At 44.8% G+C, this 24552-nt stretch carries 25 protein-coding genes, 2 tRNA genes, 1 rRNA gene and 1 pseudogene; 4 read left to right on the top strand and 25 right to left on the bottom strand.

What is annotated here, in order from left to right; genetic code table 11:
- Positions 1-23: 23 nt before the first annotated feature.
- The 12 genes and pseudogenes from CYJ37_RS25730 to CYJ37_RS25675 all read right to left on the bottom strand — a co-directional run bounded on the left by CYJ37_RS25730 (position 24) and on the right by CYJ37_RS25675 (position 11671).
- Positions 24-1475: a hypothetical protein gene (locus CYJ37_RS25730; protein WP_101552889.1), complete on the bottom strand. Its 1452-nt coding sequence runs from the start codon at positions 1473-1475 to the stop codon at positions 24-26.
- A gap of 32 nt (positions 1476-1507) precedes the next feature.
- Positions 1508-2146: a pilus assembly protein TadG-related protein gene (locus tag CYJ37_RS25725; protein ID WP_101552887.1), complete on the bottom strand. Its 639-nt coding sequence runs from the start codon at positions 2144-2146 to the stop codon at positions 1508-1510.
- Positions 2146-2538, bottom strand: a complete 393-nt coding sequence (locus tag CYJ37_RS25720; RefSeq protein WP_101552885.1) for a TadE/TadG family type IV pilus assembly protein — start codon at positions 2536-2538, stop codon at positions 2146-2148. Before CYJ37_RS25720 ends, CYJ37_RS25725 begins: the two co-directional genes overlap by 1 nt.
- 97 nt (positions 2539-2635) lie before the next feature.
- Positions 2636-4036 carry a VWA domain-containing protein gene (locus tag CYJ37_RS25715; protein WP_101552883.1) on the bottom strand — a complete coding sequence of 467 codons (1401 nt, stop codon included), beginning with the start codon at positions 4034-4036 and terminating at the stop codon, positions 2636-2638.
- A 128-nt stretch (positions 4037-4164) separates the two neighbouring features.
- Positions 4165-4362, bottom strand: a complete 198-nt coding sequence (locus CYJ37_RS25710) for a hypothetical protein (RefSeq protein ID WP_101552881.1) — start codon at positions 4360-4362, stop codon at positions 4165-4167.
- 41 nt (positions 4363-4403) lie between these two features.
- A complete protein-coding gene (locus tag CYJ37_RS25705) occupies positions 4404-5339 on the bottom strand; it encodes a type II secretion system F family protein (protein WP_101552879.1) in 936 nt (311 codons plus the stop codon).
- A 3-nt stretch (positions 5340-5342) separates the two neighbouring features.
- Complete coding sequence (locus CYJ37_RS25700) at positions 5343-6269, bottom strand: type II secretion system F family protein (RefSeq protein ID WP_101552877.1); 927 nt, start codon at positions 6267-6269, stop codon at positions 5343-5345.
- Positions 6247-7620, bottom strand: a complete 1374-nt coding sequence (locus tag CYJ37_RS25695) for a CpaF family protein (protein ID WP_101552875.1) — start codon at positions 7618-7620, stop codon at positions 6247-6249. Before CYJ37_RS25695 ends, CYJ37_RS25700 begins: the two co-directional genes overlap by 23 nt.
- Before the next feature lie 25 nt (positions 7621-7645).
- Positions 7646-8812, bottom strand: a complete 1167-nt coding sequence (locus tag CYJ37_RS25690; protein WP_101552873.1) for an AAA family ATPase — start codon at positions 8810-8812, stop codon at positions 7646-7648.
- 45 nt (positions 8813-8857) lie between these two features.
- Positions 8858-9643 (bottom strand): Flp pilus assembly protein CpaB, encoded by a 786-nt coding sequence (gene cpaB, locus CYJ37_RS25685; RefSeq protein WP_101552871.1) that lies wholly within the window; start codon positions 9641-9643, stop codon positions 8858-8860.
- Positions 9644-10323: 680 nt separating this feature from the next.
- Positions 10324-10975, bottom strand: a pseudogene (locus CYJ37_RS25680) (N-acetylmuramoyl-L-alanine amidase family protein).
- Positions 10976-11086: 111 nt separating this feature from the next.
- Positions 11087-11671 (bottom strand): histidine phosphatase family protein, encoded by a 585-nt coding sequence (locus tag CYJ37_RS25675; protein WP_101552869.1) that lies wholly within the window; start codon positions 11669-11671, stop codon positions 11087-11089.
- A gap of 409 nt (positions 11672-12080) precedes the next feature.
- On the opposite strand from CYJ37_RS25675, the gene CYJ37_RS25665 reads away from it, so the two are divergent.
- Complete coding sequence (locus CYJ37_RS25665; RefSeq protein WP_101552865.1) at positions 12081-13271, top strand: DUF4317 domain-containing protein; 1191 nt, start codon at positions 12081-12083, stop codon at positions 13269-13271.
- A gap of 122 nt (positions 13272-13393) precedes the next feature.
- Here the strand turns inward: CYJ37_RS25665 and groL are convergent, their stop codons facing one another.
- Positions 13394-15025: a chaperonin GroEL gene (groL, locus tag CYJ37_RS25660; RefSeq protein ID WP_009795812.1), complete on the bottom strand. Its 1632-nt coding sequence runs from the start codon at positions 15023-15025 to the stop codon at positions 13394-13396.
- Positions 15026-15082: 57 nt separating this feature from the next.
- Positions 15083-15367 (bottom strand): co-chaperone GroES, encoded by a 285-nt coding sequence (gene groES / locus CYJ37_RS25655; protein WP_101552863.1) that lies wholly within the window; start codon positions 15365-15367, stop codon positions 15083-15085.
- A gap of 365 nt (positions 15368-15732) precedes the next feature.
- On the opposite strand from groES, the gene CYJ37_RS25650 reads away from it, so the two are divergent.
- The gene (locus CYJ37_RS25650; protein WP_009795810.1) at positions 15733-16464 is read left to right on the top strand and encodes a CPBP family intramembrane glutamic endopeptidase; all 732 of its coding nucleotides are present in this window, start codon (positions 15733-15735) and stop codon (positions 16462-16464) included.
- Positions 16465-16677, top strand: coding sequence for a YdiK family protein (locus CYJ37_RS25645; protein WP_009795809.1), 213 nt, complete (start codon positions 16465-16467; stop codon positions 16675-16677).
- Positions 16678-16698: 21 nt separating this feature from the next.
- On the opposite strand, the gene tatC is transcribed toward CYJ37_RS25645, so the two are convergent.
- The 4 genes from tatC to moaC form a co-directional block, all read right to left on the bottom strand.
- Positions 16699-17454 carry a twin-arginine translocase subunit TatC gene (tatC, locus tag CYJ37_RS25640; RefSeq protein WP_101552861.1) on the bottom strand — a complete coding sequence of 252 codons (756 nt, stop codon included), beginning with the start codon at positions 17452-17454 and terminating at the stop codon, positions 16699-16701.
- Between the two features lie 18 nt (positions 17455-17472).
- Entirely contained in the window at positions 17473-17652 is a 180-nt protein-coding gene (locus tag CYJ37_RS25635; protein WP_009795807.1) for a twin-arginine translocase TatA/TatE family subunit, read from the bottom strand.
- Positions 17653-17754: 102 nt separating this feature from the next.
- On the bottom strand, positions 17755-18423 hold the full coding sequence (locus CYJ37_RS25630; RefSeq protein WP_101552859.1) for a redox-sensing transcriptional repressor Rex: 669 nt from the start codon (positions 18421-18423) through the stop codon (positions 17755-17757).
- Positions 18424-18465: 42 nt separating this feature from the next.
- Positions 18466-18948, bottom strand: a complete 483-nt coding sequence (gene moaC / locus CYJ37_RS25625) for a cyclic pyranopterin monophosphate synthase MoaC (protein WP_101552857.1) — start codon at positions 18946-18948, stop codon at positions 18466-18468.
- A gap of 141 nt (positions 18949-19089) precedes the next feature.
- Between moaC and CYJ37_RS25620 the strand changes: the two genes are divergently transcribed.
- Positions 19090-21009, top strand: a complete 1920-nt coding sequence (locus tag CYJ37_RS25620; RefSeq protein ID WP_101552855.1) for an ABC-F family ATP-binding cassette domain-containing protein — start codon at positions 19090-19092, stop codon at positions 21007-21009.
- A gap of 300 nt (positions 21010-21309) precedes the next feature.
- Here CYJ37_RS25620 and tsaD read toward each other — a convergent pair whose 3' ends face one another.
- The 7 genes from tsaD to rrf all read right to left on the bottom strand — a co-directional run bounded on the left by tsaD (position 21310) and on the right by rrf (position 24546).
- Positions 21310-22329, bottom strand: a complete 1020-nt coding sequence (tsaD, locus tag CYJ37_RS25615) for a tRNA (adenosine(37)-N6)-threonylcarbamoyltransferase complex transferase subunit TsaD (RefSeq protein WP_101552853.1) — start codon at positions 22327-22329, stop codon at positions 21310-21312.
- Complete coding sequence (gene rimI / locus CYJ37_RS25610) at positions 22322-22771, bottom strand: ribosomal protein S18-alanine N-acetyltransferase (RefSeq protein WP_035403427.1); 450 nt, start codon at positions 22769-22771, stop codon at positions 22322-22324. Before rimI ends, tsaD begins: the two co-directional genes overlap by 8 nt.
- A gap of 4 nt (positions 22772-22775) precedes the next feature.
- Positions 22776-23486, bottom strand: coding sequence for a tRNA (adenosine(37)-N6)-threonylcarbamoyltransferase complex dimerization subunit type 1 TsaB (gene tsaB / locus CYJ37_RS25605; protein WP_101552850.1), 711 nt, complete (start codon positions 23484-23486; stop codon positions 22776-22778).
- Positions 23483-23938 (bottom strand): tRNA (adenosine(37)-N6)-threonylcarbamoyltransferase complex ATPase subunit type 1 TsaE, encoded by a 456-nt coding sequence (gene tsaE / locus CYJ37_RS25600; RefSeq protein WP_101552848.1) that lies wholly within the window; start codon positions 23936-23938, stop codon positions 23483-23485. The genes tsaB and tsaE overlap by 4 nt, the downstream gene beginning before the upstream one ends.
- A 265-nt stretch (positions 23939-24203) precedes the next feature.
- Positions 24204-24279 (bottom strand) — tRNA-Asp (locus tag CYJ37_RS25595).
- A gap of 54 nt (positions 24280-24333) precedes the next feature.
- A tRNA-Met gene (locus CYJ37_RS25590) sits at positions 24334-24407 on the bottom strand.
- Positions 24408-24429: 22 nt separating this feature from the next.
- A 5S ribosomal RNA gene (gene rrf / locus CYJ37_RS25585) occupies positions 24430-24546 on the bottom strand.
- Positions 24547-24552 lie beyond the last annotated feature (6 nt).

Below are 24552 nucleotides of genomic sequence, written 5' to 3'. Positions count from 1 at the left end.
AATCAGGCTGTTAAGCTCCGCAATTAATTAAACCAGCCGCTAATTGTACCGCCAACTTTTGACAGTCCGTCTTTAACGGCCTTTGCAGCATTTTTTGTACTCTTAACGATAGCCTCAGCAGCCTTCTTGCCTTCTTTTACCGGATTCTTTATGAATCTACCAATGGCCTTCCGGTGCTGGTAAATCTTCGCCCCTGCCCAAATTACACCACCAGCAACAGCCATCCCGGCTGCGATAGGCGCACCAACTCCTGAGGCAGCTGCCACAACAGAGCCGGACATCAGCACCTCTCCAATGTTAGCTATTCCTTTAGTAGTTTCTCCATTCTTAAAATTGGAAAAAGCTTCACCAGCGCTGATCAGTCCACTCGCAGCCGCAGTCCAGGGAGTTATTTTACCTCCCAGTCCTGTTGTTAAGCTATCAGGTAATTTCGTAATACCGCTATAAATACTTTGGGCTGCACTTAGATTTGATTTTATATTTGATGCTCCCCTGATTGCGTCACTCGTAGAATCAGCTGTCTTTACTGCATTCCAGGCACTTTTAATTTCTGCTGATGACTGGAACCAGCCTCTGACTGTTTTATAGTTATCATATCCAGAATACGTATCAAAGAGCATTAAAGCACTTTTGGTTCCCTCGTCCTTCCCTGTAAGTGTTCCTGATACCGCCGCAATAAAGGACTTTTTGGAAACCTTGCCCCAATCCATTTGATTTACTGTGTTCTTTCTCCACTCTGCAGGCCAGTTGAACCAGTATGGGCTTGCCGTTGTAGCAAATTCATTGATAGAACCCATGAGAATATTTTTCCCAACGACTTTTGTTGTTTTATACCACGGATCTGTAACGTAATTATACGGCTCGCCGCTTCCAGGATTTGAATTAGAGGCATTCCCCGGTCCTGTTGTCAGGCCTGGATAATACCCGGGGAACTGCCCTGGATATTGTCCAGGATTCAGCCCAGGCAGTCCTCCATTGCCAGGAAAAAAGGGATTATGGCCTGGAAGTGGATTAAAGGGCGGGTTTACTGGAAAATTTCCCCCGGGACCTGAATTTCCAGGGTTTGTACTGCCCGGATTCGTATTTCCTGGGTTCGTGCTTCCCGGGTTTGCATTACCTGGATTGGCAGTCCCGGGATCAGTATTCCCCGGATCGAACTCCCCAGGATCAAATTCTCCGGGCTGGAAATCCCCTGGACTGAATTGGCCCGGTGAAAAATTGCCCGGATCGAACTGGCCTGGTGAAAATGTTCCGGGATCAAAGGTGCCGGGATCAAACTGGCCTGGCGAAAATGTACCGGGATCAAAGCTGCCGGGATTGAACTGGCCTGGCGAGAATGTACCGGGGCTGAAGGTGCCCGGATTGAATTTGCCCTCTGCAAAAACAGCAGCAGGAAGCGAAGTGACCAGAATAATGAATGCAGCTGCCATTGAAGCCGCAATCCTTTTAATATGGCGCTTCGTCCTCTTCCTCATAGCCTTCATGCTCCTTTCATATTTAATTTTTCTTACTCATAGCCATCCAGCGCTTTAAGAAAAGAGATTTCAGGCCCTGTCCCTTCCTGCGAAATGTCTTGATCAGTTCCAAAATTAATTCCGTTATGATGAACCGCTTCAAACTCAGTCTTGGCTTCAACAGTTATGCGGAAATCCTCATACTCCCAGTTAAAGTCAGCAGGCTTCCCCTGGTTATCACCAATGGTTTGGCTAATGACATTAGTAAGATCGAGAGAAGACATTGCTGAAGTGACAAGGGCCTTAAAATCGTCATCACTTCCCATTTCCCGTTCCAATACATTGTCGATTGCCTGGATATGTTTTTCATTATCAGATAAAAGAGGATTGCTGAGAGACTTTTCCTCCTCATCAATCTTTTCGCTGATGGGTTTTAATAGGTCTATATCTATGACTCCATCATCTTCACTCACATCTATTACCTTTACATAATCCTTTACATTCTCATAAACTTGCTCATACAGATAGCTTGTTGCAGCAAAGCTTGCTTGTTCTGCTGCCGTAGAAGCCTGCTGTTTGTCTTTAAAGATTGTTGTAATATTGACAAGGAGAACCAGCATAATACAAACGATAGCAAAGCTGGAAATGGTCAGAAGCATCCCATTTCCGCGCTCATTATTCAAGACACGCATTATTTAATCACCCTGCCGATTGCTTTATGCTTAAATTCTACTGATGCTTTAGATCTCCATTTTTCAGGTACGAATACAAGACCATGGCGCACATCCAAAACAGCTTCAAAACTGCCATCCGGCTGTGAATATATATTTAAATCCCGGTATTCCATAATGTCATTGTTTCCGACTTCTGCTGCTGCAAGTGTTTTGGATTGCCCTTCATCCTCTTTAATCGCATAAAGTTTGGCAGCTTCATTGACTGCCGACTGGGCCTTCATAACGGTGATTCCGGAAGCAACTGCCTGCCATAACAACAGAAAGAAGAAGAGATAATAGGGAAACACCATTAGAAATTCTATTGTCATCGATCCCTTTTCCTCACGGAGCTTCTTTCTAAGCCTTGACATACGAACACCCTCTTAATTCAGTATCTTTAGAATCATTCGATCAATAGTTTTGCAGGAATAATTGCTGTTATGCCTGCAAAACTATTGATCGCACTAACTAATTACTTTGGTTATCATTGTACTTTTTTTCAATTTCCTTTTTAACACTTTCAAAATTTGAATCGGCTAGACTTCGAAGCTCGAGCCTAATTTCGTCGTTTAGGTCCGATACAGAGCTAAATCTTTCATCAGCCAAATCTGACAGGAGGCTATGTGCTTCTTTAGTAATTTGTTCTTCATCTCTCAAGGCTGTAAGTGTTTTAAGGATATTGAGGTTTTCGTGACGGTTTGCCTGATTCCATTCAATGCCGAAGGTTGGGATGTTCTTTAGTTTTAAATGGTACCTCTGGCTCGAAGCATCTTCTATGGCGCTATTTTTCCATTGATCCCACTTTTCCGCTATCTGTTTAGCTTTATCCAGTTCTTCCTTCAGCTCACTCTGGTTGCGCGCATTGCTGTATATCCCTCTTGCATTTTTGGCTACTTCTTTCAGCTGATTTTGCCCTTCCGCATCTAAATCAAATCCAATCACATTGACTATCGGCTGGATGTCAGAATCCCCAAGGCTCTTGGCCTGTTCCACAGGATTGCCATCACAGGTTTCAACTCCATCGCTGACCAGATAGATAATGTTGGTATTCGTATCTCCTTTATAGGACAGCAAATCATTTTTTGCTTCCTCTATTGCAGCGGCAAGCGGGGTCCATCCAGCAGGCTTGACAGTCTGCAAAGTGCTATTGAGCTTTTCGCCGTTGTAGTCACCCATTTCATAGATGAGTTCATTGCTCTTACAGGAAAGCTCTTTGTCCTGGTCAGAACCTGTACCTTTATGTCCATAAACCCTTAAGGCAACATTCGCTCCATCAGGTAGGTCTTCGGCAAACTCTCCAATAGACTCCTTAGCGATATCCATCATGGTTTTGCCATCGATTTGGTTTGCCATGCTTCCGCTGGCATCCAGGAGAATCTCTACATTCAGGTTTTCTTTAAACTGGTAGCGCTCGTCCTTAATATCCGGACTGCCAAACGACTCCATCTCCAGTTCATCCAATACTTCTGCCGGATTAGGATAGTCTTCGTGGAATAAGTAAAGCAACTTTCTCCAATACAATTCAATCTCTTCGCCGGTCGGTTCCTCACCAAGCTCCGGAAGCTCTTTTAATTGTTTTAACAATTCTTTTTGCTGTTCAGGAGTTAACTCATCATAATCCTGCCCGGAAAACATCCCTGCATCTGCATTGGCAAGCTCAACAGTAGTTTGTGTTGGTTCTGGCAATGAAGCTAACATCTCCTCGATAGAGGGTTCATCTTTGCTGTCTTTGTTATCTTCAGCTTCTTTCATGGCAGAGGTTTCTTTTTGATCATCTTGTTTTGTGTCCGTCTGTTTATCGCTGCATGCTGCCAGCAAAGTGAGCATGGCCATAGCAATAATAAGAATGATCTGATGCTTCCTTCCCATAGTGGAAAAACACTCCCTAAACAAAAATGAATATTTAGTGGCAGCTGATCGTTCAGCTCCCACTAAATATTATACGGTAATATATAAATCCGGGATTGTTGTTTATAAGCTTTTCTGTTTCAAACATATTAAAGGCTGTTTGTAATTTTATCCATTATTTTGTCTACAACTCCCTTAATTCCATCGCCTTCAAAGGCTTGGCCAAGAAGCGCTGCAATTGTTACAACCACTGCTCCAATTGCAACCCATTCCAATGTTTGGGCACCTTGCTCATTATTCACTAAGCTTTTATATTTGGCGTAAAGCTTTATGCATTGCTTTTTCATATGCTTCACCCCCTTTCAAGTAATTTCTGGATTAAGGCAATTTACTGAAATAAATTAAGTATGCTGTCTTCCCCAGTGATCATATTCAGCACGACGAGCCCGCCAATCAGAATCATAACGGTAGGCATAACGATTAAAGTAGTAATTAAAGTGATCTTTGGCGATGCTTTGGCAGCAACTTCTTTTATCTTTTCCCTTCTCAGACTGCGCATCTCGCCAGCCTGGATCTTGAAGGTTGTTGCTACTGGAACTCCCAGCCTGGAGCCCTGAATTAAGGATTTAATTAGACTCTGAAAGGGAACATTGTCATTTCTGTCCAAGAGTCCTTTGTAGGCGATCTCTCTCGGCACCCCCAAATCGATTTCCTGATTGAATCTCCGAAATTCCTCTCCTACCGGCCCGTTAAAATAAGGGACTATATCTCTCAATGCCTGATCAAGCCCTATCCCGGCCTGCAAGGTTACACTCACAGTGTCCAAAAAGTCGGGAAGAACATAGCCCAGTTCATCCTGCCTCTGTTTTGCTTTGTTTTTAAGCCAGAGGATAGTGCTGAAATAGCCAACAAGAGGGAGGACCATGATTAAAATCTGAGACAAAGGAAAACCAATGATAATCAGCAGTACTCCTGCAACAAAGCCTACCAGCGTCAAGAAGATTTTCAGCCCTTGAAACCGCTCAACAGTCAAGGCGTAAGGGTAGCCTGCCTGCATCAGCCATCTTTCCACATCCTGTGATTCACTGAAGAAGTTGATTCTGTTTCCAATAGAAGAGAAATCATCTGCATAGTGAAAGGTTTTTTCCATCGCTGATTCTTTTCTTGACTTCTTCTTTTTAATCCGATAGCGGTCTATTAAAATATTTTCCTGTATATGTGACTGGAGGCTCTGCTTTTCAACGAGAAAACTATAAAAAGACTTAAAGCCTAAAGCCAGGAGCAGCAAGCTCATCATAACGCAAACGAGAATTAATCCATCCATTTTCTACACCCTTATATTTGTAACTTTTCTTACTAAAATAAATGTTAAAAGGGTACCTATGATAAAGAGAACCAGCAGGATAAGACCGAACCCGGAAAAGAGCGGATCAATAAAGCCTTCGTTGATATTATTCATCATGAGCAGAAGGAAAACCGGAACTACAGGGACCACATAAGAGACGAAGCGCTGTTCTGCTGTCATTGTCTTTATTTCCTGAAGGAGAAGCTTCCTCTCTTCCAGCGTTTGCCCCATCTCATCCAGCACTGCGTGGATATTGCCTCCGGCCTTCTTCTGTATAAGAAGCGTTGCAACAAATAATTGATACTCACGGCTCGGATTTCTTTTTTGCATATTCCTTAATGCCCTATTAAAATCAATGCCCAGCTTTAATTCACTATCCAGGCGGCTGAACTCTTCTCTCGCAGGTTCGTTGAGCTCCTGGGCAGCAATGCTGACTCCCTGAGCAAGTGTCATCCCGGATCTGGTTGCATTCGCTAAAATCCGGCATATTTCAGGAAGCTGCTCATTCATTCTCTCCTGATACTTGTTCTTCCTGATTGCAAATAACACCCGGCGGATTACTTCCATTAAAAGTATGGAGGCAATGATGTTTATCGGAAATTGAATGCCGAAAAAGTTATTTAATAAAAAGGCGACGGCAATTGCGCCAAACAGCAGGATTCCATAGAACTCAGAGGCCATCAAGAAAATGTTGGCCCTCCTGAGCTTTCTGATAGATTCTTTTCCGAATTTTGTTTCATCGAACTTATCCCCTAGGATTAGAATAAAACTTTTCCTGGTCCTTTTTTTGCCATATACCTTGCTTGCTTTTTTTCTCCAATCATTTTTTGCTGTCCGGTATCCAAGGAAGTTGTACACTCCCCAGAGGCCAAAAAGGACAGCCAGGCTATAGAGTATAGATATGGTCACTTGTCCTCACCTCTTCCTCTGCCTGAAAAATTGACTCATCAATATTGGCGCCAAACACTCTCAGCCGGTCCAGGCATTGGGGAATAATTCCTGTTGGTGTGAAATATCCCAGCACTTTTCCATCAGAATCAATCCCTGTACGTTTAAATCTGAAAATCTCCTGAATTTCCGCTTCTCCGTTTGGCTTTTTTACCACTTCCGAAATGGCCATGATTTTTCTCTGCCCATCAGGAAGCCTTGTTCCCTGGACGATCAAATCAAGCGCTCCAATTATATATTCGCGTATAACTTTAGAGGGAAGATCCATTCCTGCCATGATCACCATCCCTTCTACCCTTTTCAGGGCATCAAGCGGTGAATTGGCGTGGACTGTTGTTAAGGAACCTTCGTGGCCTGTATTCATTGCCTGCAGCATATCAAAGGCCTCTGCCCCCCTGACCTCACCGACAATAATCCGGTCAGGCCTCATACGGAGAGCATTTTTCACTAGCTGGCGAATGGTAATTTCACCAGTTCCCTCTACGTTAGGAGGCCTCGCCTCAAGCCCTACAACATTCGGGCGGTCCAGCCGCAGCTCGGCAGAATCCTCTATCGTTATGACCCTCTCTCCATGTGGTATGGCTCTCGCAAGTGCATTCAATAGTGTTGTCTTCCCGCTTCCTGTTCCTCCGGAGATAAGGACACTCATCTTGGAAAAAACAGCTGCATTGATAAATTCCACCATGGCTTCATTGAGAGAGTTAAACTCCACCAAATCCTGCATCTTAAAGGGATCCGCCCGGAACTTACGGATTGAAATGAGCGTTCCATTTAAGCTGACAGGCGGTATTACGGCATTAACACGGCTGCCGTCCTGCAGTCTGGCATCAACCATCGGGGAGCTTTCATCTACCCTTCTGCCCAACGGTGCTACTACTCGATCAATAATGTGCCTGACGTGTGCTTCGTCCCTGAACTGTAGGGGAGTGAGCTGCAGCTTCCCTTTTTTCTCAATGTAAACCTGCTTATGCCCATTTATAAGAATCTCTGTAATTTCTTCATCCTGCAGAAGCGGCTCCAAGGGACCAAACCCTACAGACTCATCAATCAGACGGGTAAGAAGGGTTTCTTTGTCACGCCTGGAAATGATGACTTTTTCTTCAGTCATAAATTGGCTGACCATTCGTTCAATGGCCAATCGCATTTCTCCCTGGGTGAGGCTGGTCAGCTGTTCAAGGTTCGTTTCTCTTAATAGCCTGGCTTTATAGTGTTCTATTAACTCTTCGATATAAGGGCTGTCATAAGAGGCATAATTCACTTGCGGATCGGTTTGTTTGTCCTGGTTCTTCTCTGCGCGATTAAATAATGACATCTGCAGCCCTCCTTTCCTGCTTTACTTATTTGAGAAGAGTGAGTACCCATTTCCGTATATCCTTGGCCACTGGTGTCATCTTCTTTTCTTTCGGCGCCTTCCTTAGCGGCTCGCCTTTATTTATAAAGGTCTGAACTCCCTTTAAGTCCCTTTTCACCTCAGCGCCGACCGGGGTTTCAATCAAGTTTTTAATATCAGAGGGCGAAAGTTCATTTTCCCTCCCCTTTTGATTAACAACAACCTGAAGGCGCTCTTCCGTATCCATGCCCAGGCGCTTGAATAAATCCTCGACGTGCTTGAATACCTGCAGGGAAGGTGTATCAAGATTCATTACATAGTAGATGACATCGCTCTCCTCAAGTGCCACATAGGTGTTGGCATTCATAGTGGACGGCAGGTCAACAATCACAAAATCATAGCTTCTCCTGCATGCCCTCAGGAGCTTTGTAAAAAAATCTTCGTCCAGGCTTTCTGCTATCTCTGCATCTCTGGGACTTAGTAGAATTTCCATTTTTGAATGGGCTTCTTTTTCACTGACATTTCTAATATGGTTCTCATTCAATTCGTTAATGACTGGCTTCAAATCAGCCAGTGACCTGTTGCTTTCTATGCCGAGGTACGTTTCAGCTCCGCCAAATTGGAGATTCATATCAATCAGCAATATTTGAGCTGTCGATTCAAGCTTAAGCGTCTGAGCAAAAGTACTTGCCAGAAGAGTAGCTCCGCTTCCTCCTTTTCCACTGTAAAAAGAGTAAATCTGGCCTCTTCCTCTTCTCAGGCTTTGAGAGGAGGATATCCCCGGAACAACTTTGTCATTGTTCTGCTCCTGTGCGATTAGCAGGATCCTGGTGATTCTCTCACTGAATTGGCTCATTTCGTCTGGAAGAACAAAGAAGTCCGTAGCCCCTGCTCTGGAAGCATCCCTAAGGAGCAGGAAGTCCTGTACCTTAGAGATGAAAACAACAATAATAGTTGGATATTCACTATGGAGGTACTGCACCAGCTCCACACCGGATTCATCTTCTGGATTAACCAGGAGGACTACCGCAGGATCAATCCTGTCAATCTCCTTCCTTACCTCAGAAGGAGCTGCATGCTGAACATTTGGCTGCTGCTGCAGCGCTTGAGCCATTATCTGATCACTTATTTGCTTATCATCACTGACAAGTAGAATCGTACTTTCCGTACTCATGAAGTCCTACCTCCGACATCTATTAAACTCTTAACCTGATATGCATTAACCTGCCGGCTTCTCAGCTGGCTTCTGTTCTGCCGGCTTTTTCTCAGCCGGTTTTTGCTCTGCTGGCTTTTGTTCTGCCGGCTTTTTCTTTGCGGCCTCTTCAGCTGCTTTCTGCTTTTCTGCTTCAGCCTTTTTAGCTTCTTCAGCTGCCTCATCCTTTTCAACAGGCTGCTCCTTACCTACATTTGCCTTAAGGACCCTGATGCTGTCCGCATAATTCTGCATATGAATCAGCTTTGGAGCAGCTTCTTTTGACACCTCCAAGGCTGTCCCTTGAAATTTCCCTTTATTCTCTAAAGTACTTGCCACTGCAACATCGGACATGAAAATCTCTGTTACAGGCTTACCTTCAAACTGATGTGAAACTACTATATCCACACGATCATCGTTTGTTAATTTTCCATCGAAAGATACTTTCTCACTCCCAATCAGAACCACCAAACGATTATTCTCGTTTGCCATGTTCGAAACAGGTTTTAGCATATTCTTTGTAATCATATCCCCTTCCGATAATGGAACCAATGAAACCTGATTGGTTATGTCCTTTGGTTTCACAACATGTGAATCAGTCACAAACTTATTCGGAAGCTCAATTGTTCCCACCTGCTGCGGTGTAATAATCTCCCTTGAAGCAATATTCTCCTTAGCAACATAAACCGTTGTCATTCCTCCAAGCTGTGCGTTAAGGTTCTTAACTTTTTGGAGGAACATAAAACCGGCAATTAAAGCCAGCACTAATGAAATGGTAATAAATATGATAGCTCTCCTCTTCGACTCCAACATCCTGCGGCTTCTCTCCTATAGGTAATATTTATTTTCACAAGAAAATCTTTCCTGTTAAATCCCTACTTTTTACCTCGTTTAAACAATTTTAAAACAGCTTAATTTCAAAAATTTTCTTTTTATATACTATATATTAACTATCATGCGTTCACATTTCCGTCAAACACGCTTCCAGTTTTGTCGAATTTTGTCTGTAATTATCTTCCTAGCAACTCTTTAAATCGAGATTTTTTTTTGAGACAAAAGTTGGGCAAGCGAGCAGGTGAAGAGTTATATAACCACCTTAAAATTGTAATATTTTAGGTTATTTATTTTACAATTGTTAAATTTTGTGGGTGTTTAGTATTATTTTTTAGGGAAATGTATCTAGAAAGCATTTTGACGACGAGATACCAGTTCAATTTTCTGCATAATAAGTTTTTAAAGAGTAATTTTTCACTTTATGGAATTGTTTAACTCATTAAGAATATTTTCAGGTCTGCCAAAAGTCTGTGATTCTTTAAGTATTATTTTGTCGGTTTAAAGCGCTGCCGGCTTCTTCTCTTAGTCAGAAAGGAGCACCTTCTCCAGGCAAAAATGAAAAGGCTCCCGTTTAAGGAAACCTTTTTTTATTCCGAGTTTCTTCTATTAATATAGAATCTATCTCGAAGTGATAATATATGATTTAAGATCATTCTGCTTTATTTTACCCGCAGGCGCTGCCCGGGGTAGATGGTATAGGCACTGTCTAGTCTGTTCCAGCTTCTGATCTGCTGAATGGGGCTGCCGTATCTTCTGCTTAATGCATACACAGTTTCCCCGGCATTAACCAGATGGTAGACTGGCTTATTTTTCTTCCGCAGATTGAAGGCCCTTGCGATTCCATTGGCATGTCCCCGGGCATTGCTTTCAAGAAAAGAGCCCTTCCTGAGCTTGGCAGCATCTGCCGGATTGTCGATAAAGCCGCTTTCAGTGAGGAGCGCCGGCATGCGTGATTCGCGGAGTACATGGAAATTGGCCTGCTTTTTCCCGCGGCCGGCGAAGCTTGTCTGCCTGATTATCTCTTGATGGATGATGTTCTGATAGGTGGAAGTCGGTGCCGCCGCCGGCATTTACATGGAGTGAAAGCAGGAAGTCTGCTCCCCAGCTGTTGGCAGCATCTGTCCGTCGCTTCAGTGATACTGTCTGATCTCCGCTGCAGCTCATCCTCACAAGAGCTCCCTGATACTCATTAAGCTGGATGGACCGCACTCTTGTCCCAATTTCCAGCGTTATATTTTTCTCCAGCAGCCCTGTTCCTGCTCCTCCCGGGTCAGTTCCTCCATGTCCCGGGTCAATAAATATTTTCACCATGCTTTTCAACACCTTCCTACTGTTTATTAGGAAGGTCATTGGCCAGCCTGTACATTGCGGGTGGCGCTTTTGCTACAGTATTCCAGATACGCAGTTTGCCTGGACATTTGCTCAAACTAAAGCCGGCCTCCAAAGCCTTTCAAAACCAGCCATATTAAACTGGTCATCAAGTGTAAGTTTGTATATATCCGGTTTGGTGGTGCTTTGATGGAAGTCAAAATTGAATTTCTCATCAAAATAATTCAGCAGGCAGGTCATGATATGGCCATGGATGCCGACAGCAATTTTTCTGCCGCTGTATTTAGAAGCTGCTTCTCTTAGCGCGCATATTCCCCGTTCCTGGATTTCCAGGTTTGATTCTCCGCCTGGATATTTAAAGCCAGGGTTTTCATACACATATTTCAAGGCTTCCAGCGGCTTTTCAAAATGATGGCTCCTCGATGCCAAATCCCCTTCCCGGAAACGCGGGTCCGTTTCCACATCTTTTCCTAAGTTTCTTGCCAGTCCTTCGACTGTTTGTATTGCTCTCACATAAGGGCTTGAGAGAATATGCTGAATTCCCTCTACTGCCAATAGATCAGCCACCCTGCGGGCGTCAGACCAGCCCCTGGCAGACAATCCCCGTGTTTCTTCATGCACCAGCGAAAACTCAGAATGGGCATGTCTTATAAAATAGATTTCAGTGTTCATATCCATTCACCATTTTTCCCTTTTTGATTTCAGTATAAATGACAGATAGGGCCTCAACCAATAAAAAAAAGCCCGTCTCCCAGACGGACTCAGCACTATTCATACTTAATAAATCTTTCCAGCTCACTGGTTCTTTCACCATCAAGCATATAAGCAACGCTTTCGCTTTCGCCGGCTGCTCCATTCAGTGCAATGTTCTCAGTATATCTTCCCCTGCCTCTTGCTGTGCCGATAAATGAAGCTCATAATTCAACCATTAGCACCTCCCCTTTGAAAAAATCAACCGTTAGACGACAAGGAATGGAAAAGGTTTCAAAAGTTATTTAGGCAGTGAGCATAATAGGATTTCACTATGACCCTTTATTTGTTATCCTAGTACATATGCCAAGAAGGCAGCTTAGGAGTGTTAAAAAACATGAACAAAAAAGACATCGCCCAAATTCGGAAGCAGTTCAAGATCAATAATGATTTGCTTAAAATCTCCGATATTTTTAATGTGTATATCATGAAGGATTCCAGCGACATTTTTCATTACCAGAGCCAGCCTTTTGAAATGCTGGATCAGGAGCAGCAGGAGCTGTTTCTGCACAATTTTAAAAAGATGCTCGCCGGCCAGCTCGATGAAAAGCTCTTCGAATTGAAGTTCCAGCGCGATGCGGACAACAGCAGCCAGCTGATTCTCCATCAAGGGCTGCTCAGCAGTGATGTGGAAGGCTGGGCAGAGCAGATGCTTAAGATTGTAGAAAAACTGCTAGCAGTCCGGCAATATGAAAAAGATATCGTCATTACATTCATCCGCGGGGAATATTACAAGCCGACGAAGCGCCGCAATGATGAAGCAGAAGAAAGCGAACGGGATACCGTCTATTCCCATCCCTTCATTCTCTGCAGCATCAATAACACCCAGGAGCCGAAGAAGGAACTGCTTTTTGACTATGTCGAAAAAGAATTCAGATACCACTTTGTAATGGATCCAATCATCAACCTCAATGCCCCGCTCTCCGGGTTCTTATTTCCATGTTTCACTGACAATGCAGCAGATGTCAACCATGTTCTCTATTCTGCAGGCAAGGTCCACGAACCGGATCACCTGTTCATAGAAGATGTGCTTAACGGGGAAGAAACCATGACAGCCCAGGATGATAAAATTGTCTTTGAGGAAATCATCAAGGACGTTACAGGAGATCAGCTGAGCACCTCTGCGCTCTCAACCGTCTATGAGGAAATCAACCGCATGATCGTGGAAAATGAAGAAGAAGAGCCGCCAAAGCTCGACTCAAAAGACGTAGAACGTGTTCTTAAAATGAGCGGATTTGAAGATATTGATACCGAGAAAGTCGAATCATCCTATCAAAAGATCATCGACGACGACAAATACGAAATCAAAGCCAGCAGCGTCCTGCCGAAATTCACATCAAAATCCATTAAAATCAGCACCAAAGTCGCCAACATCTCCATCAGCCCCCCTGATCTGCGGTATGTGAAGCAGATTGTGGTGGATGGGAAACGTTATTTGATGATTGAGGTGGAGGAAGAGACAGTGATTGAAGGGTTTACGATGATTCCGGAGGCATTTGGCGGTGGCGGTGGCGGTACGGAAGAATAGGAGTAAATAAAACCCGGTTCCTTATGAGAAGGAACCGGGTTTTATCCATAAGAAGCCCCCTGCCATTTCGGTACTGGCAGGGGGCTTCTGCTTAAAGCTCATTTCAGGGGTTATGATGTTGATTACATCATGCCGCCCATTCCACCCATGCCGCCCATATCAGGCATTGCAGGGCCGGCATTTTCTTCCGGCTTGTCAGCAACTACAGCTTCTGTAGTCAGGAACATAGCCGCAACAGATCCAGCGTTTTGAAGGGCTGAACGAGTTACTTTTGTTGGGTCAACGATACCGGCTTCGATCATGTTTACCCATTCGCCAGTAGCAGCGTTGAAGCCAGTGCCTACGTCTTCGCGCTTCAGGCGGTCAACGATGACAGAACCTTCAAGGCCTGCGTTGTGGGCGATTGTACGTACAGGCTCTTCCATTGCGCGAAGAACGATGTTGATGCCAGTCGCTTCGTCGCCTTCTGCTTCAAGGGAAGCCACTTTATTGTATACGTTCAGAAGGGCAACGCCGCCTCCGGAAACGATTCCTTCTTCTACTGCAGCGCGAGTAGAGTTCAGGGCGTCTTCGATGCGGAGCTTGCGCTCTTTCAGTTCAGTTTCAGTTGCAGCTCCAACCTTGACAACTGCTACACCGCCAGCCAATTTAGCCAGGCGCTCCTGCAGCTTTTCACGGTCGAATTCGGAAGTTGTTTCTTCCAGCTGAACGCGGATCTGGTTCACGCGGCCAGCGATTTGAGCGCTGTCTCCAGAACCTTCAACGATTGTTGTGTTTTCTTTGGAAACCACTACTTTAGAAGCGCGTCCTAAAGAATCGATTGTCGCAGATTTAAGGTCGCGTCCAAGCTCTTCAGTGATGACTTCACCGCCAGTAAGGACTGCGATGTCTTCAAGCATGGCTTTACGGCGGTCGCCGAAGCCAGGAGCTTTAACAGCAACAGCATTGAATGTGCCGCGAAGTTTGTTCACTACAAGCGTAGCAAGCGCTTCGCCTTCCACATCTTCAGCTACAAGCAATAATGGCTTGCCTTGCTGTACAACCTGCTCAAGAACAGGAAGGATTTCCTGGATGCTTGTGATCTTCTTGTCAGTGATCAGGATATATGGATTTTCAAGAACAGCTTCCATCTTGTCAGAATCAGTTACCATATAAGGAGATGCATATCCGCGGTCGAACTGCATACCTTCTACAACATCCAATTCAGTTGTGAAGCCTTTTGATTCTTCGATTGTGATGACGCCGTCGTTGCCAACGCGCTCCATTGCTTCTGCAATCAGCTGTCCGACTTCGTTGTCAGCAGCAGAAATTGCAGCAACCTGTGCAATGGACTCTTTGCCTTCGATTGGCTTGGAGATGGACTTAAGCTCTTCTACAGCCGCAGTTACCGCTTTTTCAATACCTTTGCGGATGCCCATTGGGTTAGCGCCTGCTGTTACATTCTTAAGGCCTTCACGGATCATAGCCTGTGCAAGGACAGTTGCAGTTGTCGTACCGTCACCGGCAACATCGTTTGTCTTGCTTGCTACTTCAGCTACAAGCTTGGCACCCATGTTTTCGAATGCATCTTCAAGCTCGATTTCTTTTGCGATGGTAACACCGTCATTTGTGATAAGAGGTGAACCGAATTTCTTCTCAAGAACCACGTTGCGTCCTTTAGGTCCAAGAGTAACTTTTACCGCATTTGCAAGGGAATCCACTCCACGCAGCATGGCGCGGCGGGCTTCTTCACTAAACTTAATCTCTTTAGCCATTGTAAAAAAACCTCCTCAAGTTTTATGGTGTGTATAGTGTCCGGCTTACGGGGGCTATTAGCCTACAATTGCCAGAATATCGTTTTCGCGTAAAATTAAGTATTCTTTGCCTTCGTATTTCACTTCTGTACCGGCATATTTTGAGAAGATAATCGTGTCGCCAGCAGCAACTTCCAGCTCAACACGCTCGCCGTTTTCAAGAACGCGCCCTGTACCTACAGCAACAACCTTGCCTTCCTGAGGCTTCTCTTTAGCTGTGTCTGGCAGTACGATGCCGCTTGCAGTCTTTTCTTCCGTTTCAACAAGCTCGATAATAATACGATCACCTAGTGGCTTTAACAAGTGAAACAACCTCCTCAAATCTTTTATGTAGTTATTTATTAGCACTCTCATCTAATGAGTGCTAACACAATTATTATATTAATGAATCTTCACTTTATTTGCAAGTGGGACGCATAAAAAATTTTGTTAAAAATGTGCTGCTTCTATGTATAAGGCTGTGTGAAACAGAGCTTAACACGTATGGGCCAAAAATGAACATGGAACACTGACAAATCCTTGTTCATTTTTGGCCAACCCTTTAAGTATATGAAGGAAATAAGATTTTATTCTATATATTTTAGGCGGCGCCCTCTTATTTGTGATCTAGGCTCATTATTAGTAGAATGGTATGTATGGCATGTTTTTAGATAAAGGAGAATAAACTTTTGAAGAATGAATATTGGATTATCCTGATTGTTTATATAGGCATGCAGTTATCGAGCTATCTTGGAGTTCCGCTTTTCGCAGTGATCGGAACTATATCCGGCGGGAGCCCAGCGGAAGTGCAGGCGCTGTCTGTCGCCTACTGGCTTGTTTTCAGCTTTACAGTTGCCCTGATCCTTGTGCTATTCCTGCTGCGGAAAGAATTTAAATCAAAGGAGACGCTTGACCGCAGTGCTTCGTCTCCGCTTGCTTCCGTCGCCTGGGCAATTGCCGGTGTCTTCCTGGCACTGTTTGCACAGTCGCTTGCAGCTAATATCGAAAACCTGATCGGCATTGAAATGGGCTCTGAGAACACCCAGCAGATCATCAGGATCATCGAGACCCTGCCGCTCGTCGTGATTGTCAGCAGCATCATCGGCCCGATACTGGAGGAAATCGTCTTCCGGAAGGTCATCTTCGGCGCCCTTCATAAAAGAATGAACTTCTTCTTGGCGGCCCTGATCAGCTCAGTGATTTTTGCTTTCGCGCACCTCGAGCCTGAGCATGTGCTCCTTTATTCTGCAATGGGCTTCACATTCGCGTTCCTGTATGTGCGGACCAAGCGGATCCTTGTCCCGATTTTTGCGCATGTGTCGATGAATACTTTGGTAGTCATCATTCAAATGAATCAGGACAAACTACAAAAGTGGATAGAAGAAATGGAACAAATTCAAAGTTTTATTGGGGGATTTTAAATGAGGCAGTCACCGCTGTTTTCCGGATTCATCTATATATTCCTGGGCGTGCTGTTTACTTACTTTGCGATCCAGAATATAAATGAAACCGGTGAATGGGGATTTTTCACGTATCTGCTCGTGCTTCTGGCAACTTTTGATTTCGGTTCAGGCCTTCGGATGATTGCCTTTCACTATAAAATCAAACAAATTAAAAATAACCAAAAAAAATGAGCCTTATTCCAGGCTCATTTTTTATTTGGCTTCCATTTCCTTTGCCTGCAGCCTTTCAGCCTCCAGCACTTTTTTATATGAAAATCTGGAGATGATAATGCTCAATTCATATAGAAGCAAAAGAGGCACTGTTACCATCATATGCGACAGCAGCTCAGGCGGCGTAATGAAGGCCGCAATGACAAGCAGCACAAAATATGCATACTTACGGATGCTTGACAGAAACATCGGTGTGACAATGCCAAGCCTGGTCAGGAACATGATGACAACCGGCAGCTGAAAAAGGATCCCGAACGGAATGGTCAGCTGGAACAGGAACTGAAAATACTCATTGATCCCAATCACCTGATTGATATCAAGCCTGTCCGCAATCCGGGTCATAAAGTCCACAACAAACGGAAAAAGTATAAAGTATGAAAATGCCACTCCGCCAATGAACAAGATCACAGAAACAGGAATATAGCTCAGTGTGACCTTCCGTTCCTTCTCATACAAACCTGGACTGATGAACGCCCAGAATTGGTAAAGGATGACCGGGGATGTCATGACAAAAGCTATAATAAAAGCAAACTGCATATAGATTTTTACTGGATCGGTCAGGCGGAATGCGTTCATCGTCAGCTCTTTCGCTTCATCGGCGCCCTGCAGATACACAATGAGGGGCTCGGCGAGGAAAAAGCTTAAAATCATCGCGCAGAACAAGAAAACGACTGTCATGACAAGCCGTTTTCTTAATTCGCCTATATGTTCGTAAATTGTCATATCCTTATGACTCATACATATAACATCCTTATGTTACTTAACTTCTTTTTTCTTCTCTTCATCTTCGTCATTCATAAGCCCTTTGGTAGCGGATTTGAATTCACGGAGGGTATTGCCGGCAGCTTTTCCAAGCTCAGGCAGTTTCTTCGGTCCAAAAATCAGCAAAGCGACAAAAACAATAAGCAAGAGGCTTCCCATTCCTAAATTCATCATTGCGCCTCACCTCCCTTTATCTATCATATTGATGATACCACTAACGCCTGTATAATTCTATCCGTAATGCTAACTTTGCTATAATTGTCACATTCCGGAACCTTACTCTTCTGCTTCCGCTTCCTGGAGGACTTCCATTGGATAATGCTTCAGGAAATAGACCAGCGACTGCAGCTCCACAGCCAGGTCGATATGATGTACCCGTATGGCAGAAGGAACAGTGAGCCTTGCCGGTGTAAAGTTGAGGATGCCCTTGATGCTTCCTTTTACAAGCCTGTCCGTTATGGCTTGTGCAACCGGCGCCGGCACAGTCAGAATAGCGACTTTAATGCCGTGCTCTTCAGATATTCTTTCCAAATCATCCATATGGAAAACAGGCACCCCGCCAATATCTGTGCCTACTTTTCCGGCATCCACATCAAATGCCGCTTCTATCTTTGTATTATTATTCTTCAGGAAGTTATAGTTCAAAAAAGCGGTCCCGAGGTTGCCTACCCCGATGAGGGCAACTTTTGTCACTTCATCCTGGTCCAGCGTCTTGCGGAAAAAAGACAATAGATAGTTGACATTATAGCCATAGCCTTTCTTCCCAAGCGCACCAAAGTAAGAAAAATCCCTTCTGATTGTAGCAGAATCCACCTTCACAGCTTCACTGAGCTCCGCCGAGGATACTCTTTGCTTGCCTGAAGAGTGGAGATTTTTTAAAAAACGATAATACAGCGGCAGTCTCTTGGCCGTTGCCTGCGGTATTTTAATGGCTTCATTTGACATAGCTTTTCCCCCCACCCTGCTGATTTCTATTGTATTTGTCTGCTATTCTTTTTTGAAGTCCCCATTTTTTCCGCCTGTCTTTTCAACAAGATAGGTCTGGCCGATAACCATTCCCTTATCGAGAGCTTTGCACATATCATAGACTGTAAGCGCACAGGCACTGGCAGCTGTCAGCGCTTCCATTTCAACTCCGGTAGACCCTTTTGTCCTCACCTGGGCAGAAATATTAAGCCGGTAATCTTCTTCTGTTTGTTCCCATCCAAAAGAAATATCGATGCCGGTCAGCGGAATGGGATGGCACATAGGAATGATTTCCCACGTCTTTTTGGCGGCCATGATGCCAGCTACCTGGGCAACTGCCAAAACATCGCCTTTTTTCATGCTGTTGCCGGTTATTTTTTCGTATATTTCACTGTTAACCGTTATACTTGAATGAGCGGATGCAGTCCGGACACTTTCAGGCTTGCTGCTGACATCCACCATGCGGGCTCTGCCCTCTTCGTTAAAATGTGTGAATTCTGACATTCATAAACACCTCTCTAAAGAATCATACACTATTTTAAATGGGTATGTAAGCTATATTGTATGATGTTTCACAAATTTCATCTTATTGCTGTGAGAGAATGAATGCGATACACTAACCTTTAGAATACAGAGGTGAGAACAATGATTTTACTTCAAGTAAATCAGCTGTCAAAGTACTTTGGAGCTGACTTGATTTTATCCAATATAAAGCTTGAGGTGCAAACGCGTGACCGGATTGCCCTGGTAGGCAGGAACGGCGCGGGCAAATCAACGCTTTTGAAAATAATAGCAGGGCATATGTCCCATGATTCAGGCGAAATCATCAAACCGAAAGGCGTTACAATCGGTTACCTTGCACAGAATACAGGGCTTGAATCCGCCCTTTCCATATGGGATGAAATGCTTTCGGTCTTCAAGGACCTGAGGGGGATGGAAGCTGAGCTCCGCCGGCTGGAAGAAAAAATGGCAGACCCCGGCGCATTCAATGAGCCTGGTTCCTACGAGAAGATTCTTAAGGAATATGATCTGCTGCAGGTACAGTTCAAGGAACAGGGAGGCTATCAGTATGAGGCCGATATCCGCTCCATCCTGCACGGACTGAATTTCCAATCCTTTAGTTATGATACAAGCATATCTGTCCTGAGCGGAGGGCAAAAAACAAGGCTGGCTTTGGCCAAATTGCTGCTGACCAAGCCTGATATCCTGATCCTGGACGAGCCCACCAACCACTTGGATATCGAAACCCTATCCTGGCTGGAGCAATATCTGCAGGGCTATGAGGGAGCCATTCTAATCGTTTCCCATGACCGGTACTTCCTTGATAAGGTCGTCACACAGGTATACGAAATAACCCGCCAGCAGATTTCTAAGTTCCCGGGCAATTACAGCTATTATTTGGAGAAAAAGGCCGAGAACTATGAAAGGGATATGCGCCAGTATGAGAAGCAGCAGGAGGAAGTGGCCAAGCTGCAGGACTTTATCCAGCGCAACCTGGCACGCGCCTCAACAACCAAGCGGGCACAGAGCCGCCGGAAGAAGCTTGAAAGGATGGAGCTGATGGACAGGCCGCTCGGCGATGAGAAATCAGCTGCGTTCAGCTTTGATATTTTAAAGCAGACCGGCAACGATGTGTTAAAGGTCAACTCCCTTGAGGTCGGTTACAGCGGAAAAAAGGTTTCTGAGAATATTTCTTTCCGCATGTCCCGCGGTGACAGCGTCGCACTCGTGGGCCCCAATGGTGTAGGCAAGTCGACCCTGCTGAAGACCATTATTAAAAAACTGCCGGCGATTGGCGGCGGGATTGATTACGGGTCAAATGTAGAGATTGGCTATTATGACCAGGAGCAGGCTGAGCTGAAATCCAATAAGCGTGTCCTGAATGAATTATGGGATGACTATCCGCTTCATAATGAAAAAGAAATCCGCACAGTCCTGGGCAATTTCCTTTTCTCTGGCGATGATGTCTTAAAGCCAGTATCCGCTCTGAGCGGAGGGGAAAAAGCGCGTCTCGCCCTTTCGAAGCTGATGATGCAGAAAGCCAACTTCCTGATCCTTGATGAGCCGACAAACCATCTGGATCTCGACAGCAAGGAAATACTTGAGAACGCCTTGATAGATTATCCGGGCACGATTTTATTCGTATCCCATGACCGCTATTTTATTAACCGGATTGCATCAAAAGTGCTGGAGCTGGAAAACAGCGGAGCAACGGAGTTCCTCGGGGATTACGACTATTATGTGGATAAAAAGCAGGAACAGGCTGAGCTTCTGGCGTTGGAGACAACAAAAGAAGAGAAGGCTGCACCTGTAAAAACAGATAAGCAGTCATATATGCAGGATAAAGAAACAAAGAAGCTTGAAAGGCAGAAGATGCGAAGGCTTGAAGAAATTGAAGCACAGATTGAACAGCTGGAATCATCTATTGAAAATTATGAACAGCAGCTTTGCGAGCCGGAGATCTATCAGGACCACGAAAAAGTTTTAGCCATCACTAAGGATAACAGCCAGGCTAAAGAAGAACTCGAACTGCTAATGGAAGAATGGGCTGAGCTTGCTGAATAGGCTTTCATTTTAATCAACAGAACCAGGCGTCCACAGCCTGGTTCTTTATTTAGGTTATTCACATTTTTATGCACAGACAGAGTGTATATTTAACTGTACTCCACAGGGTTTTCCACATTATCCACATTTAAAGATGTTTTTATCCACATTGTCCACAGATTCAACAGAATTTATCTCAGTTATCCACATCTCTTTCTGTTAACAATAGATTCAGAAATTTAAATCTGTTGATAACATCTGCTGAAGACATAAAAAGCCGGTTCAGCACCTTTGAAAGGTTATGAACCGGCTTAGATATCATTAGTTATGAAGAGAGAGGTCTAATCCTGGATTGGCGTTAAGTGCAAGGTCTGACCGGATACCCTTTTCGTATAAAATAGTGCCGGCAGCCGCAATCATGGCTGCATTATCTGTGCAAAGTGAAAGAGGAGGAATCACCAGTTCGGATTCCAGGGTGCTGAATTCTCCTTCCAGTGCAGCCCGCAGCCCTTTATTGGCCGCCACTCCACCTGCAAGCAGTACTTGCTTTACATTGTATTCTTTGACTGCTTTTACCGTTTTAGTTACGAGTACATCAATGACACTTTCCTGAAAGCTTGCAGCCAGGTCTTCAGGCGCAATTTTGATGCCTTTCTGCTCCGCATTGTGTACGGTATTGATGACAGATGATTTAAGCCCGCTGAAGCTGAAGTCATAAGACCCTTCCTCCAGCCAGGCCCTCGGAAATTGGATGGCCGGACTTCCCTCATGAGCGAGGCGGTCAATATGGGGACCTCCGGGATAAGGCATCCCCAGAATGCGGGCAACTTTATCATAAGCTTCACCTGCAGCGTCATCCCGCGTTTCCCCAATTACCTCGAAATGGCCATGCTCTTTCATATACACCAATTCTGTATGCCCTCCTGATACAACAAGCGATAAAAGCGGAAACTTCATCTCTGTGATCAGGCGGTTAGCATAAATATGGCCGGCAATATGATGAACGCCGATCAGCGGCTTATTATGGGCAAATGCAAGGGCTTTTGCAGCATTAACTCCGATGAGCAGCGCTCCTACAAGACCTGGTCCTTCCGTTACGGCAACTGCATCTATTTCCTTCATGGAAATCCCGGCCTGCTGCAGGGCTTCCTCCAGTACAAGCGTCACCTGCTCAACGTGGTGGCGGGAAGCTATCTCGGGAACAACGCCTCCAAACCGCTTATGGCTTTCGATCTGCGATGCCACTACATTTGACAGTATCTCTGTTCCATTTTTGATGACTGCAACAGCTGTCTCATCACAGCTTGTCTCAATTCCTAGAATTAATGTATCTTTATTCATCTAATTTCACCCACATTACAATCGCATCTTCCTGATTGTCTGTATAATAGTTTTTTCTTATGCCGCCGTTTTGGAATCCCAGCTTTCGATACAAAGACTGTGCAGCAATATTCGTAACCCTTGCTTCAAGCGTCATAGTGACAGCCCCCAGCTCTTTGGCTGCTTCCATCATCTTCTTCATCAGGGCCTCTCCAAGCTTCTTTCCCCTGTACTCCGGGAGGACAGCTATATTGGTCACATGTGCCTCATCTACGACTATCCAGGCACCACAGTAACCTATAACAGCATCATCATCCTCCAGTACAAGATATACCGCAAACTGATTTTTAGTCAGTTCATTGATAAAAGCATCCCTGCTCCACGGGAGTGTAAATGACTTGTGCTCTATGACGAGCACCTGGTCGATATCTTCCTCTGCCATAAAACGAAATGAATAACCCATGATCTTATTGCCCGGCTTCCGGCTTATTCTTGCTTTCCAGCCATTTTGCTTCCGCCTCTGCCAAACGGATATAGTTTGGCACAAATGTATGGACGTCGGTGCTTTCTTTATCTTTTCCCAGCAGCGCCAATTCAGAAGGACGCGGATTATAATCAGTCAACCCTGCAAACCTTGCCTGATCTCCAAGCGTTTTAGCTATTACTTCCTTATGGAGGGGAACATCATTTCCTGTAAACAGCACCGGTTGATCGTATTGCTTCAGCCTCTCTGCCCAATCAGCAGATAATAGCAGCTGATCTTCCACAACATTCACCAGATTGCCCTTTTCATAACGATAAAGGCCGGTATATACCTGGCCCCTTCTGGCATCTGTCAGAGGGGATACAAGGCCTTCAAAATAACGTCCTGCAGATGCGGCCGACACTGCAAGGCTTGAAACGCCAGTCAGCGGAACCTGAAGGGACCAGGCCAAAGTCTTGGCTATTGTAACGCCGATCCGGACACCGGTATAAGATCCAGGCCCTTGTGCAACCACAACTTTCTCTATATCCGCGGCGGTCAAATCACAGTCCCTTAATAATGTTTCAATTGCGGGCATAATTCGGACAGAATGGTTTTTTTTCAAGTTGGTTATATACTCGCCTATAACTTTCTCATCATCGATTACGGCTATTCCCAGCACATAATTGGATGTGTCTATCGCTAATACCTTCATCCCAATATCTCCTTACATAATTCCTCATATCTAACGCCATACGGTTTAAGGATAAGCATCCTGCTTCCTGCCTCACCGTGCCGGATATCAATCTGAAGTCTTTCTTCCGGAAGCTGGTCTTCAATGAGATGGGCCCATTCGACAACGGTAACACCTTTGCCCTCAAAATACTCATCAAACCCAAGGTCCTCAGAGGAATCCTCTACACGGTATACATCCATATGATAAAGCGGCATACGGCCCATATATTCTTTGATGATGGTAAAAGTGGGGCTGCTTACATTCCGCTGGACGCCCAAACCCTGGGCAAGGCCTTTTGTAAAAGTCGTCTTCCCTGCTCCCAGATCGCCCTCCAGGGTCAATACATCGCCTGGCAAAAGACGCTCTGCAAGCCTTTTTGAAAAATCCATCGTCAAATCCGGGCTGCCGGAAACAAACTCAAACTGCTTCATATTATAGTCACCTTTATCAGTAAAGTAATTATTGTGTGAAAAACGTACAAATTAAGCGCAGAACCTTATAAAACACATCTTATATAAGTGTACATGATTTTGAGGGATTGGGCAAAAAGGCCGGATGCAGCCTTTATCATGCCATTGAGTACATCCAACTTTTTTTTTCAATTAAAATAAGACCCGGCAGGTTGCCGGGTCTTCATATTTAAGCATAAAAAAAACGAAACTCCGTTCCGTCTGGTAAACTTCAAAATTATTAAAATGGCGGTCCCGACGGGAATCGAACCCGCGATCTCCTGCGTGACAGGCAGGCATGTTAACCGCTACACCACGGGACCGTAATAGCAGTTATTAAAGTATAAGTCTGCTGTCAACCTTATGTAAATGGATTATTGCGGGGGCAGGATTTGAACCTGCGACCTTCGGGTTATGAGCCCGACGAGCTACCGAACTGCTCCACCCCGCGACGATAAAAGTATTCTAAAACAGCCCGGCAGCGTCCTACTCTCACAGGGGGAGAGCCCCCAACTACCATCGGCGCTGAGAAGCTTAACTTCCGTGTTCGGTATGGGAACGGGTGTGACCTTCTCGCTATCGCCACCAGACTATTT

The organism is Bacillus sp. UMB0728, from assembly GCF_002858875.1.
Classification (GTDB): Bacteria; Bacillota; Bacilli; order Bacillales; family Cytobacillaceae; genus Bacillus_AB; species Bacillus_AB infantis.
This window is presented reverse-complemented; position numbering and strand designations above follow the sequence as displayed.

Excerpts from the sequence above, each read along its gene's own strand:
- CYJ37_RS25725 (WP_101552887.1), bottom strand. The coding sequence starts at position 2,146 with ATGCGTGTCTTGAATAATGAGCGCGGAAATGGGATGCTTCTGACCATT.
- CYJ37_RS25645 (WP_009795809.1), top strand. The coding sequence starts at position 16,465 with ATGAGGCAGTCACCGCTGTTTTCCGGATTCATCTATATATTCCTGGGC.
- cpaB (WP_101552871.1), bottom strand. The coding sequence starts at position 9,643 with ATGTTGGAGTCGAAGAGGAGAGCTATCATATTTATTACCATTTCATTA.
- tatC (WP_101552861.1), bottom strand. The coding sequence starts at position 17,454 with ATGAGTCATAAGGATATGACAATTTACGAACATATAGGCGAATTAAGA.
- CYJ37_RS25710 (WP_101552881.1), bottom strand. The coding sequence starts at position 4,362 with ATGAAAAAGCAATGCATAAAGCTTTACGCCAAATATAAAAGCTTAGTG.
- CYJ37_RS25635 (WP_009795807.1), bottom strand. The coding sequence starts at position 17,652 with ATGATGAATTTAGGAATGGGAAGCCTCTTGCTTATTGTTTTTGTCGCT.
- CYJ37_RS25720 (WP_101552885.1), bottom strand. The coding sequence starts at position 2,538 with ATGTCAAGGCTTAGAAAGAAGCTCCGTGAGGAAAAGGGATCGATGACA.
- CYJ37_RS25690 (WP_101552873.1), bottom strand. The coding sequence starts at position 8,812 with ATGAGTACGGAAAGTACGATTCTACTTGTCAGTGATGATAAGCAAATA.
- groL (WP_009795812.1), bottom strand. The coding sequence starts at position 15,025 with ATGGCTAAAGAGATTAAGTTTAGTGAAGAAGCCCGCCGCGCCATGCTG.
- CYJ37_RS25730 (WP_101552889.1), bottom strand. The coding sequence starts at position 1,475 with ATGAGGAAGAGGACGAAGCGCCATATTAAAAGGATTGCGGCTTCAATG.
- CYJ37_RS25630 (WP_101552859.1), bottom strand. The coding sequence starts at position 18,423 with ATGTCAAATGAAGCCATTAAAATACCGCAGGCAACGGCCAAGAGACTG.
- tsaB (WP_101552850.1), bottom strand. The coding sequence starts at position 23,486 with ATGAAGGTATTAGCGATAGACACATCCAATTATGTGCTGGGAATAGCC.
- CYJ37_RS25665 (WP_101552865.1), top strand. The coding sequence starts at position 12,081 with ATGAACAAAAAAGACATCGCCCAAATTCGGAAGCAGTTCAAGATCAAT.
- CYJ37_RS25715 (WP_101552883.1), bottom strand. The coding sequence starts at position 4,036 with ATGGGAAGGAAGCATCAGATCATTCTTATTATTGCTATGGCCATGCTC.
- tsaE (WP_101552848.1), bottom strand. The coding sequence starts at position 23,938 with ATGAAGCAGTTTGAGTTTGTTTCCGGCAGCCCGGATTTGACGATGGAT.
- rimI (WP_035403427.1), bottom strand. The coding sequence starts at position 22,771 with ATGGGTTATTCATTTCGTTTTATGGCAGAGGAAGATATCGACCAGGTG.
- tsaD (WP_101552853.1), bottom strand. The coding sequence starts at position 22,329 with ATGAATAAAGATACATTAATTCTAGGAATTGAGACAAGCTGTGATGAG.
- CYJ37_RS25705 (WP_101552879.1), bottom strand. The coding sequence starts at position 5,339 with ATGGATGGATTAATTCTCGTTTGCGTTATGATGAGCTTGCTGCTCCTG.
- CYJ37_RS25675 (WP_101552869.1), bottom strand. The coding sequence starts at position 11,671 with ATGGATATGAACACTGAAATCTATTTTATAAGACATGCCCATTCTGAG.
- CYJ37_RS25695 (WP_101552875.1), bottom strand. The coding sequence starts at position 7,620 with ATGTCATTATTTAATCGCGCAGAGAAGAACCAGGACAAACAAACCGAT.
- CYJ37_RS25620 (WP_101552855.1), top strand. The coding sequence starts at position 19,090 with ATGATTTTACTTCAAGTAAATCAGCTGTCAAAGTACTTTGGAGCTGAC.
- moaC (WP_101552857.1), bottom strand. The coding sequence starts at position 18,948 with ATGTCAGAATTCACACATTTTAACGAAGAGGGCAGAGCCCGCATGGTG.